The organism is Stenotrophomonas sp. 22LJNL06-5-1 (assembly GCF_056861455.1).
Genome location: NZ_JBSPUE010000002.1, coordinates 33,274 through 46,889, shown reverse-complemented (window position 1 = coordinate 46,889; position 13,616 = coordinate 33,274). Strand labels below are relative to the sequence as shown.

9 protein-coding genes are annotated in these 13,616 nt (G+C 62.3%); all 9 read right to left on the bottom strand.

The genetic code is table 11. The annotated features are described in order from the left end of the window. Window positions 1–42: 42 nt before the first annotated feature. The 9 genes from AC13GF_RS05885 to AC13GF_RS05845 all read right to left on the bottom strand — a co-directional run bounded on the left by AC13GF_RS05885 (window position 43) and on the right by AC13GF_RS05845 (window position 13,526). On the bottom strand, window positions 43–342 hold the full coding sequence (locus tag AC13GF_RS05885; RefSeq protein ID WP_483003787.1) for a hypothetical protein: 300 nt from the start codon (window positions 340–342) through the stop codon (window positions 43–45). After that, window positions 335–1,183 carry an EAL domain-containing protein gene (locus AC13GF_RS05880; protein ID WP_483003785.1) on the bottom strand — a complete coding sequence of 283 codons (849 nt, stop codon included), beginning with the start codon at window positions 1,181–1,183 and terminating at the stop codon, window positions 335–337. The genes AC13GF_RS05885 and AC13GF_RS05880 overlap by 8 nt, the downstream gene beginning before the upstream one ends. Window positions 1,184–1,336: 153 nt before the next feature. Beyond that, window positions 1,337–4,951, bottom strand: a complete 3,615-nt coding sequence (locus AC13GF_RS05875) for an autotransporter outer membrane beta-barrel domain-containing protein (protein WP_483003783.1) — start codon at window positions 4,949–4,951, stop codon at window positions 1,337–1,339. A gap of 291 nt (window positions 4,952–5,242) precedes the next feature. Further along, on the bottom strand, window positions 5,243–8,062 hold the full coding sequence (locus tag AC13GF_RS05870) for a TonB-dependent receptor domain-containing protein (protein ID WP_483003781.1): 2,820 nt from the start codon (window positions 8,060–8,062) through the stop codon (window positions 5,243–5,245). Window positions 8,063–8,302: 240 nt separating this feature from the next. Then, window positions 8,303–10,294 (bottom strand): alpha/beta hydrolase family protein, encoded by a 1,992-nt coding sequence (locus AC13GF_RS05865; protein WP_483003779.1) that lies wholly within the window; start codon window positions 10,292–10,294, stop codon window positions 8,303–8,305. 428 nt (window positions 10,295–10,722) lie between these two features. Further along, on the bottom strand, window positions 10,723–11,484 hold the full coding sequence (locus tag AC13GF_RS05860; protein ID WP_483003777.1) for an EAL domain-containing protein: 762 nt from the start codon (window positions 11,482–11,484) through the stop codon (window positions 10,723–10,725). 25 nt (window positions 11,485–11,509) lie between these two features. Then, window positions 11,510–12,316, bottom strand: a complete 807-nt coding sequence (locus tag AC13GF_RS05855; protein ID WP_483004287.1) for an EAL domain-containing protein — start codon at window positions 12,314–12,316, stop codon at window positions 11,510–11,512. 12 nt (window positions 12,317–12,328) lie between these two features. Continuing rightward, window positions 12,329–12,688 (bottom strand): hypothetical protein, encoded by a 360-nt coding sequence (locus tag AC13GF_RS05850; protein WP_483003775.1) that lies wholly within the window; start codon window positions 12,686–12,688, stop codon window positions 12,329–12,331. Continuing rightward, window positions 12,681–13,526 carry a putative bifunctional diguanylate cyclase/phosphodiesterase gene (locus AC13GF_RS05845; protein WP_483003773.1) on the bottom strand — a complete coding sequence of 282 codons (846 nt, stop codon included), beginning with the start codon at window positions 13,524–13,526 and terminating at the stop codon, window positions 12,681–12,683. The genes AC13GF_RS05850 and AC13GF_RS05845 overlap by 8 nt, the downstream gene beginning before the upstream one ends. Window positions 13,527–13,616: the final 90 nt, after the last annotated feature.

Below are 13,616 nucleotides of genomic sequence, written 5' to 3'. Positions count from 1 at the left end.
ACTTCGACGCCGTAGCACCTGGATCCATGCCGCCGAAATGCATCACTTTGCGGCAGCGCACCCGGCCTCTACCGACAGGGCTCGCACAGCCGCATGTCCCAGAGGTGTCAACTGGACCACCAGGCCGGAAAAATGGCGACCGTCGGCATCATAGGCCAAGGTAGCTTCCAGCCATCGGAGCGCACGTAGATGGTGAAAGGTTCTGTGGATTTCGTTGATGGAGTACTCGGGAAAGTGCATCCGCGCGATCCGCAAACTGGGGCGCACAGTCTGATAGTGCTGGAGCATCAGTGCGCAGAGTCGCAGGCGCTTCCGCGACACAGCATCGGCGATCTCATCCAAGGGTTACCTCCTTGAATTCTGGCGGCACCACGGCGACGCCCCCCTGGTTGGGCAGCCCGAATTGCTGCAGGAACCCGCTGCCGCTCATGGCCGGAGCGTGCAGCAGCCCCTGGGTCTGATCGCACACCAGCAATTCCACTGCGCGGAGTTGCTCTGGGCGCTGGATGCCTTCAGCAACCACCCGCAATCCAAGGATCGCGCCCAACGTGACGATGGACGAAACAATGTCAGAATCCACCGGATTTCTGTCAACGTCGGCGACAAATACCGGATCGATCTTTAGTTCATTGATGGGAAGGCGCTTAAGCCGCGCGAGACTGGTGACTCTGTTGCCGAATCCTTCCAGCGCGATTTGCACCCCATCGGCATACAGGTCCAACAGCGTATTGCGGCACTCATCGCTCTGCTGCATCAGGCAGGATTCGCTGACATCCAGTATCAGCTTGTCTGCCGTAATCCCATTCTGATGCAGGGCATCACGCACTTGGCCACCGAAATCGGAATGCTGAAGCTGCGTCGAAGAGACGTTGACCGCGATCGTCCAGTCCCGGTTGCCGGCATAGTGCCAATCTCGCAATTGGACACAGGCCCGATCGAGCTCCCATCGACCGATCCAATGGATGACCCGCTGGTCGTGTGCTAGTCCAATAAAAGGGGCCAGAGGGATGAGGCCCTGTTGAGGATGCTGCCAAACGGCCATTGCCTCGGCGCCTATCATTTTCCGGCTTCCGCATTCGACCTTTGGGTGGTAAAGCATGACCAGCTCGCCATTGCTCATTGCCCGCATCAACTGCTCGGGCGCGGGCGCAGCAAGGGGACTGGCATGATCAGATACGAGCACGGCTGCAACTCCTTGGCAGAGGGGGGATGCTGAGCAATCACCACCCGCAGGGCTTCTGCCCCTCCCTCATTTGTTGTCAATCAATCTCTTTGAGCTCTACCGTCTTCTGCGCCCTCCTCTCTTTTGCTTGAACCGATCCGCCTGAGGCAGGCATCACCACCGGTAACTGATACCCACCTGCGCTGCTGCTTCATTCCTGCCATTGGCTTCCTGCAACGAAAGCAACATCCAGCCGCTCGTGCCGTTGGCAAAGCCGATCGTCGCGCCTGCACTGAACTCGCGTCTGTTGCGACTGGATCCCGCATCAATCCGGTAGCCATCCATTGAGAGCTCGCCTGGCACACCATGGATCCAGTCGGCCGATATGAAGGGCTGTACCCGAGCGGCGGCGCCACCTTGTTTCACCACGCCAGACACGCGCAGCCCCATGCGGCCAAACAAACCGACCGTATCGCCCCCCTCTACCTGGGTGCCGTTGGTTTCCGTATGCCGCCGCCCCCGAAGATTGCTGTACCCCAGCTGCAACTGGGGCTCCAGATGCATTCCCAGGCTCCCACTACCCACATGTATTGCGTACCCTATTTCCGCTGCGGCCTTAACGGAACTGCTCTTGTAGCGTTCAGACTGCAGCGCAACACCATCCACACGGTTTTGGAACTGGGCGTACTGCAAGCTCCCATCGGCATAGATCCCGGCATAGTCCTCGCCGTTTCCAGCCTTCCGCCAGGTGCCGTGGATCGCCACGGCAGTACCCTTGACCTCGCCACGGGCGTGATACCCGGTAAGGTCGCTGACCGATGTGTTGCTGGCCCGGCCGCGGGACACCTCAATGCCAGCCGAACTTCCCGACGGGCCACGCCAGATTTCGGCGCCCGCGCTAGCCGTATGGGCGCCGCTGCGGATAGCCAGCTGCTGCGCAGCACTGAAACGCTGTTGTGAACTGTCTGCACGAGCCCAGCCTTGCCCCGCGTGCTGCCCCATGTGGCGCCGATGGAAACCCAGTCGAAACATGTCCAGCGCCAGCGAAAGATTGGCTTTGTAAGCGCCGGCCTCAGGTCGCACCTGCCCGGTCGGCAATCCGGCAGGCACCTCCGGCTGCGCGTCCGGCAGCTCTGATTTCAGATACCAGCTGCCATCATTGCCATGACCCTTGCGAAGGAAGTAGTCATATGCACCGGCTACTACACGGCCATCCAGTGCGAACGCATCCTCGCTTGAATGTCCGTCGATCTTGATGACCGGAATACCGCGTACCGTTGAGGCGCCCATTCCCCCCGTGTTGCGGATGCTGACCCGTGTGGTGCCTGATGCATTGCCAGCCACCTGCAACTGATCGGTCGCGGCATCGTCGCCGGCAAGAAAAGCATCCAGCACTAGATGTGCGTCGTGACCCACGTAATTGCCGTTGATCCGCAGCCGGTCGCCCGCCTTGCCGTCGCCGCTGGTGATTGCACCACGGCTGACCACATTGCCTTCGACCACATGCCTGCCCTGCCCTGACCCTCGGGCTATGAAGCGCGAAGTGGCATCGATATGCAGATTCGCGTCCAGAACAATATTGCCTGCGCCTCCAAGCGAAGCACCGTTCTCAAGCCATACCCCGGTTACCTGCTCGTCCGGCATTCCCACAACCCAGCTACCGTCATTGATCTGCAGTTGGGAACCCCGCAACGTAACAACCTCCCAGTTGCGAAGATGACTCCCGAGGGTCGCCGTACTGACGCCTTCCAGCGTCAACCTGTCGACCATTCCATCCGAGACTGATGTGTCATCGCCTCCGTCGAACTGCTGCGAACCGTCATAGTCAATGGCGCTTATCCGGACTGCGTCCGAGCCATCCTGACCGTAGAAATTTCCGATGAATTCACCGGCAGACCACTCGAATGTGTCGTCTCCGCCAGAGAACTCGCCAGCAACCCGCACCGCGCCAGGCACGTGATCGGCATGGATGCTTCCCAGGAAGTGCCCGCCCTGTAGCCTGAACACATCATCGCCGTGGCCGAGAATGGCGTCACCGGCCAGCCATCCGCGGCTGTTCACGTGCAGGGGCCCGCGGACCGCTCCGCCATCGTGGGGATTGATCATTTCCTGACGTCTGATGGCGGTGCCGGAGGTTCGGCCATCAACGCGAGCATCTTGCATGATCTCCATCGCGGTGCCGAGCGTGTTGAGCACGATTGCGGCATCGCTGCCACCAACGATGCTGCCTTCCAACTGCAATCGGGTCATCCCATACTTGCCGGTATTGGATACGTTCAACCCGGCCTCGCTGCCAGAGTACGTGCCCGAAATCTGGTGCAGATTCAGATCGGAAGTGCCCGAGGTTCCGCTGTTGGTGAGCCAAACGCCATAACGGCCACCGCGTATGTCTGCTGCTGTGGAGACCGATACGTCGCCCTCCCCCGGGTTATTGATGTTCAGGCCACGCTCCCCGCCGGACAGGGTTCCCGAATGCTGCTGAACCCGGACGTTGCCACTGCCCTCCTGCGTCAGGAACGCCCCAAATCTATTGCCCTGCGCGTCACCCTGCAGGTCGATCTGCACCTCGCCACTACCGGTGTTCAATAGATGAATGCCGTCAATGCCACCTGCTACCGCCCCCCGCATTTGACGCAGGGTCAAATCGCCCGCGGTAAAGTGGTTGACCAGTACCCCCACCCTGCTGCCGCCGGTCACATCCCCTTCGAGTAGGATGCGTGTATGGTCGAGGCTACTGGGTATGCTCTCATCATTAATGACCGTGATGCCGGAGGTAGCGCCGGCAACCTGCGCCGCCGCGCGCAGACTGACCTCGCCCGCGCCGCCCCGCTTGCCGAGATAGACACCTTGGCCCCGTGCGGAAGCGATGCGTCCGGACAGATTCACCTGCGCCCCCTCCTGGCCATAGCTCAGTAGGATCACCGCATCGGAGCCGCTTGAAATATCACCGCTCGCACCCTGCCGTAGCGACAGCACGCTGCCAGAGCCGGTATTCATCGCCGTTACAGCGCGCCCCTCGGCTCCGGAGGAGTGTATGGTTCCATCCAGATCAAGAGCCAGCTCCCCGCGGCCGTCATGGGTGGTCTTCAGGACATCGGCCACGGGGCTGTCGCTGCGGAGGGCGCTCCCACCGGATTGCTGAACCCGCAGGTTGTCGGTGGTCGTGCCCGAGTTGATCAGCAACGCGCTGGCGGTACCTGCAGTGATCTGGCCGCCGGACACAACATCCAGATCGCCGCGCCCGGAATGCATAACGGCCAACCCGCCGGCCGTCCCGCCAATCGTCCCTTCGGGCTGCACGATGCGCATCGCAGCTGTTGTCCTGGAGCCCACAACCTGCGCTGCCCAACTACGCCCGCTGGCAACGCTTCCAGACAGCGACAGGACACTGTCACCATTCCCCGTATTCGACGCGTACAGGCCCATGTCGCCGCCGGAGATGCGCCCGCCGGCTTGCTGGGTGAAGTCCAGTCGCCCGTGCCCAGGAAGCACGCTCAGGCGCAGCCCGTAGCCATTGGGGAAGACAGTATTGCTGTTGGTGCGCAGATAACTTTCATCCGCCACGACAACCAGATCTGGTTGCGTAGCACGCGAGGAGATCTCCAGATTGCGTGACGTGGTATGGGTGCCGGAACAGATCTGGCGAGAGCCCTCCAGCACGCAGGCACCTTGGACTGGCCCGGCCAGCACCATCAATGAGGAGAGAGTCGGAACCACAAGACGGGTCGTCGTGGGAGTGGCAGGCAGCAGTCGGCCGGACGTCGGCGTCCGGTTTTCGAAGTACGTCATGGCGTGTGATTGCTCGATTGATCTTTACAGTCGTCCGGCGTGGCCAGAAACGCGATACCGACCCGCCAGGCAGGTCTAAGTACACAGGCCCAGATCTTGGGCTGACGGACTGGACCTTGCGTCTGCGGCCATCTCAATTGGTCTCATTTTTTCTCACCAAAGCCCCTTCCTGACGAAACTGCCCAGCCTCAAAGAGCCACGGCCCGGACCGGGCCGTGAAGTGATCCTGGGAGTCTGCAGAGGTGGGCCGCCTGCGTAAGATCCGTCGCGCACTCGGCGCGACGGCAGAGGTCAGAAGCGATACGTCGCCCTGGCGAAAACGCTGCGACCGAGCAGGTCGTACTGGGTGGCGTCTACGGGCACATTTCCGTACACCGCCCCCACGTCGCCAGAGATGGTGTCCGGTTCACGGTTGAACAGGTTGCGAACACCCAACGTCATCGACCAGTCGGATTGGCGATAGGTCACCGCGGCGGTGTGATAGATGCGCGCATCTGCACGGATGTCACGCCGTGCATCGGCGTACCCGAGGTAGTTGAAGCGCGGCGCAAGTTCCGGGTGCTCGGTAGCGCCGATATAATTGACCAGCCACTGGGCCGACCAGTCTCCACGCTGGAACTGCAACTGCGTGGTTGCACTGATCCTGGGGCGCCCGATCGAACCGGCCAGCTCGCTGCTTCGCCGCCCATCCTGACCGGCACTATCGAACAACTGCACGCTGTCTGAAAGCGTGTAGGTGGCACGCGTTTCGTGATTGAGCGTGCCGAAGCCGAACGTATGGCTCGTGTTGATTGCAAGATCGTAGCCGCGGGTGCGCTGGCGATTGATGTTCAGATAGGGGCTGCGGATGTCGCCGATGGCAAAAGCCTGAGCGTCGTTGGTGCGCGGGCCGCGCGTGAACTGGTTGCAGAAGCGGTTCGGATGCACGGCGCTGTCATAGCACCCCCGCACGATGCTGGCCGCGCTGAGCTGGGCGATTTCGTCGCGAATGTCATAGTCGAAGTAGTCAATGGCAATGTTCATGTCCCCGAATGCGGGGGTCAGCACCAACCCGGCGCTGCGGGACCGCGACTTCTCGGGAACAAGCGACCCTGCCCCGCCCTGCGAGTGGATCACCGCTGACGTAGCGGCCCCATTGAAGTTGTCCGGAATGCCATGCGCCGCACAGTTTGCGCGCAGGAAATCGCGGCTGCTTTCACCCCAGCGCACGCAGGGGTCCACGGCCGTCTGCGGCATGAATCCTGTCTGGTTGCCAAGATACAACTCGTACAGCCCGGGCGCGCGGTAGGAGGTGCCCACGCTGCCGCGCATGCGCAACCAGGAATTGACCTGCCAATTCAGGCCCAGCTTCCAGACCTTGTCCGACGCCCCCACCGAGTTGTAACGGAAGATGCGACCGGAGCCGTTGGCAGTCAGCGATTCAATCCCGGGCATGCCCTTGATGATCGGCACCTCGATCTCGGTGAAGCTCTCCAGCACCCGATCCCGACCGCGGGTTGCCTGCGCGGAACTGGTGGACCACCCTCCCCCCGTGCGCGACAGCTCGCCGGGCTGGTCATCAATGGCATAGGTGCGGTACTCGAGGCCGAACGCGGCGCCGACAGCACCGGCTGGCAACGAGAACAGGTCACCGGTGAACAACGCGTTGGCCGTAGCCTGGGTGTAAAGCGTACTGCCCTTGTCCCTCGCAACCAGCAGCGATTTCAGCTCATCGCTGCGCGTGCCATCCAGAAAGCCCGGGTTGAAATAGTCTGCCGCCGGCACGCCAGTGCCCGGCCTGGAGCGATCGCCGGTGCGGGCCGCTACGATGGTGTCCGACGCATAGTTGCCGCTGGAGCGGGAGTAGTTCGTGTTCAACTGCCATGCCCAGGTGTCGGTACCGCCCACAAGGCCGTCGAAGCGGTTGCTGGCATGGAAATAGGTGACAGCAGCCTCGCTGGACAGTCGCAGCGGCATAACCGGCATGGCCAGGTTGAATCGCGTGCCGGCGGCGGGTACCACAGGGAAGAACTGCTGCCAGTACCCGTGTTCGGATTCGCGACGGTTGACCAACCACTGGCTCTGCCAGTTGATGCCGCCGAAGCTGAAATCGGTACTCAGGTAGCCCGTGGCTCTGCGGGCCTGGTTGATGATCTGGCGCTCCTTGTAGCGCTCGAAGTTCGAGACCTCCTCAGTCGACGCCGACTCGGTGCCGCTATGACGGCGGAACCGGTTGGGTCGGAAGCCAGCAAAGGGGCCAACGGTAGTACCGTCCGTTGACGGCACATACATGTTGCTGGTCCCGGGCTCGACGATGGCGTTGATCAGCAGGTTCTGGCAGCCCGCGAGCGGCGTCCCGGCCGTTATCGAGCGGTCTTCGATGTCGATGGAGCGGCCATCTGTGCCTCGGATCAGCGGGCGTTGACACTGCAGGAACCGACGGTCGCCGACAGTCATCGTATTCTGTCGGTTGACGTCGCCCGCCACCACTATGCTGCCTGCATCCATCTTCCAGCCCGCCAGCAGCGATGCGCCAAACTGCTCGCCACCACCGCCGAGTGGCACTTCAGTACGCACCTCCAGCTCTGGACGTGTGATGTCGCGCCGGGTGATCAGGTTTACTGCGCCGGCGACGGCATCGGAGCCGTAGATCGACGACGCACCATCCTTGACGATTTCTACGCTGCGCAGCAGTGCATTGGGAATGACGTTGAGGTCGAAGCTGCCCACCGCGCCGCGTACGCCTGCCGGTCCCGGGCGCTGTCCGTTCAACAGCACCAACGTGCGCTTGGACCCCAATCCGCGCAACGAAATGGTCTGCACGCCCAGTCCACCGTCCACCACGAAGCCACCGAACTGGTTGGTGAGCTGCGTGGAAGAGCCGCCGAGCGCTGAGCGTTGCAGCACATTGGCCAAGGACAGGTTTCCCTGCTCGACGCTGGTGTTGACATCGATGGTCTGGATTGGCGATGTCGCCTCGTAGTCCGCACGGCGCAGCAGTGAACCGGTGACGCTGACTGCATCCAGCTGCGTGGCCGCCTTTGTGGCATTGACTGCTGCAGGCGACGCGGCTGCCTTCGCCGCGTCTTCGGCCGATGCCGGGGGGGCGGCGCCGCTGTCCTGGGCGCGCACGGGCCCTCCATGCAGCGCAGCAACGACCGCCAGGGCCAGGGGCAGATGGGCAGTGCGTGTACGGCGCGTATGTAGTGCATGCATCGGGTTCCACTCCTTCGGTAGTACAGCGTCCTGGCATCGGAACGCGGCGTGGTGGGGCAACAGTCGACCGTCGCACCCGAAAACGGGCACGCACAGGCACTGCAGCGGATATCAAACGGAGGGCGCTGCGCAGAGCGCAGCAGGTGCGATGGGCGGTTACAGCCCGCCCGGACCGCAGTCGTTCCTGAGGTAGTTCTCGATCAGGCCCAGGCTGGTTTCGATGTGGCGCGGATACCACGGCATCGAGTGCGGCATGTCAGGAATGATTTCCAACCGCGATGCGACCCGATCCTTCACTGCGTTGTGGAAGGAGCGTGCATGGAACGCCGGCGTGCGAACGTCGCGATCACCGACATACAGCAGCACGGGCAATCCGGCCTTATCCGTGTTGCGCATCGGATCCATGCCTTTGATGGTCTGCGTATGCAACACGCGCATCTCCCGCGTAGTGCCCCAGCTGTTGCCCAGGCGCGCCAGATCGGTCACCGGTGCACCGGAAATTGCACACTGGTATGGCGAGGGGCTGCGCACGACCGCCGCGGCCGCCGCAAAGCCACCATAGGAATAGCCGAAGATCGCAATTCTGTCCTTGGCGGCAATCCCCTGCGACACCAGCCAGGCCGCGCCGTCATCCTTGTCGTCCTGCATCCTTTCACCCCACTGGCGATCACCGGCCAACAACAGGCTGCGGCCCAGGCCCATGCTTCCCCGATACTGAGGGCGCAGCACGGCGTAACCACGCGAGGTCAGGAAGGGAACCCAACCGCTCGCATCCCAGCCGGTAGTGTCGCGCACCCAAGGGCCGCCATGCGGATGGATGATGGCCGGCAACGCCGGATCGCCTTCCTTCCAGGCGGCAGGCAGATCGAGGATGGCGGGAATCTCGAGGCCATCGCGTGCGCGGTAGCTCACCCAGCGCTGCGCACCGATCCGGCTCGGGTCAATCCATGGGTGCTGGCTACCCAGCGTTGTGACCTTGGCACCATCCACCAGCACGTGATGGGCCACCGGGTGGCGGGCGCTGTCGGTCTCGAAGAGAACCCTCGACAGGTCGTCGTTGTACGCCTGCAGATTGACGCTCTGTCCCGGATAGGCCTGCTTCAACCCTTCATGAAGCGCCTTCAGGCGCGGCTCGATGTAGACGGCCTCCGTGCGCTCGGCATCCACTACAAAGCCCAGGATTGAATTGAAGCTGGCGCTACGCCTGTCCAGGATGAGCCCGCCGATGGAGAAGCGCGGGTGCGCCGCCAGCGGCTCTTTGTCGAACGCTTTCGTAGCCGGATCATACGCCCACGCCTGGACATGGTCGGAGAATCTGTCGGTAAGCACGTACAGCTTCCCCGATGCCTCGTCGATGCCGTTGATGTTCATCGCAAAGCGTTCGCTGAGTTTGGTGGTCAAGGCATCATGGACAACGAACTGACCAGTGGCCCGGTCCTTGATCAGAATCTGGTAGTCGAACTCGTTGCTTCCCGAGGGCTTGATCGACGTGCGGGTCAGGAGCTCGCCAGTACGCGGATGGAACAGCCCTGGCGATGTTTGATCATCGGACCGGACCACCAGTTCGGTGGCGCCGGTTTTCAGGTTGTAGCGGAGGTAGTCCACGCTCAGTGTCGACTGGTTGATCTGCCTGACCAGCACGTGATCAGGCTCCAGCGGCAGCATGTGAACCAGTCCTGCACTGCCGGAAATTTCCGCGCAGCGCTGTGTTTCCTCGCTGATGCCTGCCTTGCGGACATTGCTTGCGAACGCTTCGTCGAAGGACGTCTGCTTGGCGTCGGTGATGTAGGCTTTAGTAATGAAGGTCTTTGTGGCGCCGGTGGCATTGCCTTCGCCGCAGTTCCCGAGGCGGCCCGTCCACTCCTGTCGCGCAATCACCAACGTCTTTTCCGCCTTCAACGCCGAAGCGGCAATGAACTTCATCCGCTCGCCGGCAGGCGTTACGCTCACCGGACCCGCTTCCAGGTTATCCATGTCCCAGTTGGCCAGCGACGGCTCCTGGGCACCATCGGCGGAGGACACCAGCGCGACCAGGCGCTTTCCGTCAGGGCTCATCGATACCGACTGGATGGCAGGATACCGCGCAAAATCCGCGATCGGGATCGGCACCGGCTTCGCCGCGTGGGCGGCTGGAACGATCGACAGCATTACCAAGCCAAGCAGTGACGTACGAAACGAACGATGCTCCATTGCATAACTCCCCATGCGATGACGTGGCCGTGTGGAAGTGCGGCGGCACGACCTTCTGGCAGCAGGAAAGCGGCGTCAATGAAAAGTTTCAGAATTGTTATTCGCGGCTGAATTAGTGGCGCACGCCATCAGTGCAGCACGTCGTGCTCAGGGCATTTACTCGGTGCGGATAGGCCATAAGTCACTGCCGTTGTTCTGGCTCAAAAAGTGATGCGAATCACGCGATGAGTGAATTGTTGCCATGCCCACATCGGTGCGCTTCTAAACCGGCAGTGACAGCGTGCCAACGTGCTGGAAAAAGCCTCGATTCAATCTATTGCGCGTTGCAGCATTCGTTTGCGCAGATGTTGTCCCATCAACACTGCATCGGTGATGCACGCCCGCATCTATCGCTGCGGCAGATGGCCGTAGAGTGCACCCTGCGCTGTGTCGCATCCGAGCGCAGCCAGGAGCATGTGTTGCTCATCCCTGATCACGCCTCCTGCGGAGACGCGTAAGCCGGCGCGCTGCCATTCACCGATTAGCGCAGCAACGGTTGCACGGGCAATCACGCATCGATCCAGTGCGTCGATCAGAGACCGGGGAATCGATATTTCATGCAGTAGCGCAGACGGCAGCCAAGCCAGCGCGGCGTCAGTCTCATCCGGTTCGCCCATGGAAAGCTGCACGCCCATTCCCAGCAGACTGAAGGCATGACGGTGCGCGTCCGAACCGGCAAGGGCCGCAGACTTCGGCAAGCACAGGATCAGGCGCGACGCAGGCAGCCCGCCGCGGCCCAGTGCCGAGCAGACCCGCCCTTGGAAGCCTGGGGCCTGCAACGTGGACATCGAAACCGGAACCGTGATTGTCCACGCGGATCCACCCTCTGCGCGGCACTGTTCGAGTTGGCGACAGGCGGCATCGAGCATCCAGTGATCGAGCTCAACCGCGAGCCCGGCTTGTTCGGCCAATGGCCGGTAGCGCTGGGGCGCAAGGCGCCCTAGGCGCGGGTGACACAGGTACAGGGAGGCCTCGGCGCCGCATACGCTGCGGGTGCGACAGTCAACCCGCGGCTGCAGAGACAGAACCAGCTGACGCCTGGCCACTGCGAGAGACAGGCAAGCGGTAGTCAGCGCGGATGGACGTATTGAACGTGTGGAAGCTGACATCGGGGTCCCCGCGCACGGAACTCAATCAAGCACCGTTGAGTGCACCCGTGCGTAGGAGGTGTGTTATCAGCGGATCCGCAGCCATCGGCGGGCAAACGAAGTTGCCCTGCCCGCGGTCCATGCCAAGTACCTGGCTTTGCCGGAACTCCTGGCGGGTACCGACATCCGTGGCCACCACGCGCAGATGCCGCCTTGTGGCCGCCGCCAGCAACGACGCCAGAGCCTGCTCGCCACGATGCGGGCCGCCCCGGTCGTGATAGGGCCTGACAAGCCTGATCTCCTGGATGGGCATGGGCAGTAGCCATGCCGGTTCAATATAGGCAGGATCAACAGTTCCAATGGAGAAAACGACGCCCCGCGCAGACAACCAGGCCAGTTGCCGCAGGTCCGCGTCGTCTGAAAGTTCCTCGGCATTGAAGACCAGCGTCAGCTGACGGGGTGGCAGGCGCTGCTCGTCCAGCATCTGAAGAAGGGCCTGCCGATAGGAGGGCCGTTTCAGCTTCTGCAACGAGGTGCGCACCGACAGATTCCATTCCAGACCCTGCGCTCGCCATCGCGCCATCTGTTGCCCAGCGGTTTCCAGCACCCAGTAGTCCAGGTGCTTCATCAGGTCCGACGCGGTCACCAATGCCAGAAAGGCGTCGGGCTGCCGCCAGTCCAAGTGGCGGCGCTGCCAACACAGCACGGCTTCGACACCACACACCGCGCCACCGACAAGATCGATTACGGGTTGATAGTGGAGTTGCAGTTCCTCTGCGTCGATGCAGCGACGTAGATCACCGCGGGTGATCAGGCCATACGGTTCTTCGGTACAAGTAGGCGGCATCTGCATTTTCAAGCGCGCTTACCTGTTGAAGCTAGCACCGATCGGGTCACCATCAACCCGTTCGACGCCACGGGACGCGACAATCGTAGCCGCCGGCACCTGGCGATCCAGTGCGTCCAGCACCATCCGACCCATCGGAGTGAGCGATACGCCCCACCCGCTGAAACGCTGGCCATCGCGGTCCCGCAGTACCATGACCGTGAGCCAGCCGCGCCGGCGCAGTTGCTGGAACTCATCCCGGATGGCGTTCGAGGGGTGGGGCGGCAACAGGATCTGTGTTGCGCGCACACCTGGCCGGGCATCGCGGAACTGACGCAGCAGCAGGTGGCACAGGGGCAACGGCTGCGCGTCGGTCAGCGAGCAAAGGCGATCATCCAAAGGCCACCTCCCCAACCTGCGGCCGCGTTGGCGGCACCTGGAGGAAGCACCTGCCAAAGCGAGCAAGGAAAAGTTCGCCGCTGATGGGAGGTGCGTGCAGGTAGCCCTGGCTCTGGTGACAGCCCAGCGTCCGCAGGACCTGCAACTGTTCCTCTCGCTCCACCCCCTCGGCTACCACCCGCAGCTGCAGGGCACTGGCAATGCCGACGATCGCGGCAATGATCGACGGATCGACCTCGTTACGATCCACTCCAGCCACAAAGGCACGGTCGATCTTCAATTCCCGCAATGGCAGCTGCCTCAATCGCGCCAGGCTGGAAAAGCCGGTACCGAAGTCATCCATTGCGATCTGGACGCCGGCCGCCGCCAGTGCCGCGAGCTGGCTTTGGGTGATGTCGGCATCCTTGATGGCGGTCGACTCTGTAACCTCCAGCACCAGCTGGTTGCTGGGCACGCCATACCAGACCAGGCAGTTCAGTACACGCTGGGCGAAGCGCGCGCACTCCAGCTGCAGTGGCGATACGTTCACCGCCACGGACCAATGCAGGTTGCCGCGCTCGCGCCAATGGCGGAGCTGGCGGCAGGCGGCACGCAGCACCCATTGCCCCAGACGATCGATCACCCCGCCCTGTTCAGCCATCTGAATGAACTGGGCCGGGGGAATGAGTCCCAGCCGTGGGTGAGCCCAGCGCACAAGGGCTTCGGCTCCAACGGTTTGGCCGGTCGAACAGTCCAGCTTGGGCTGGTAAAGCAGGTGCAGCTGGCCGTTGTCGATTGCCCGCAGCAGGTCTTCAGGAGTTGGCTGCGGACCGGGAAGGGCTTCAGCGGGGTTGAACATGGCCGGTACTCCACAAAGGAGCGGCCATGCTCAGCAAATCCCGGTGCAACGGCTTCTGCCTCCGGCTCAAATGATGTCAAATGATCTTTT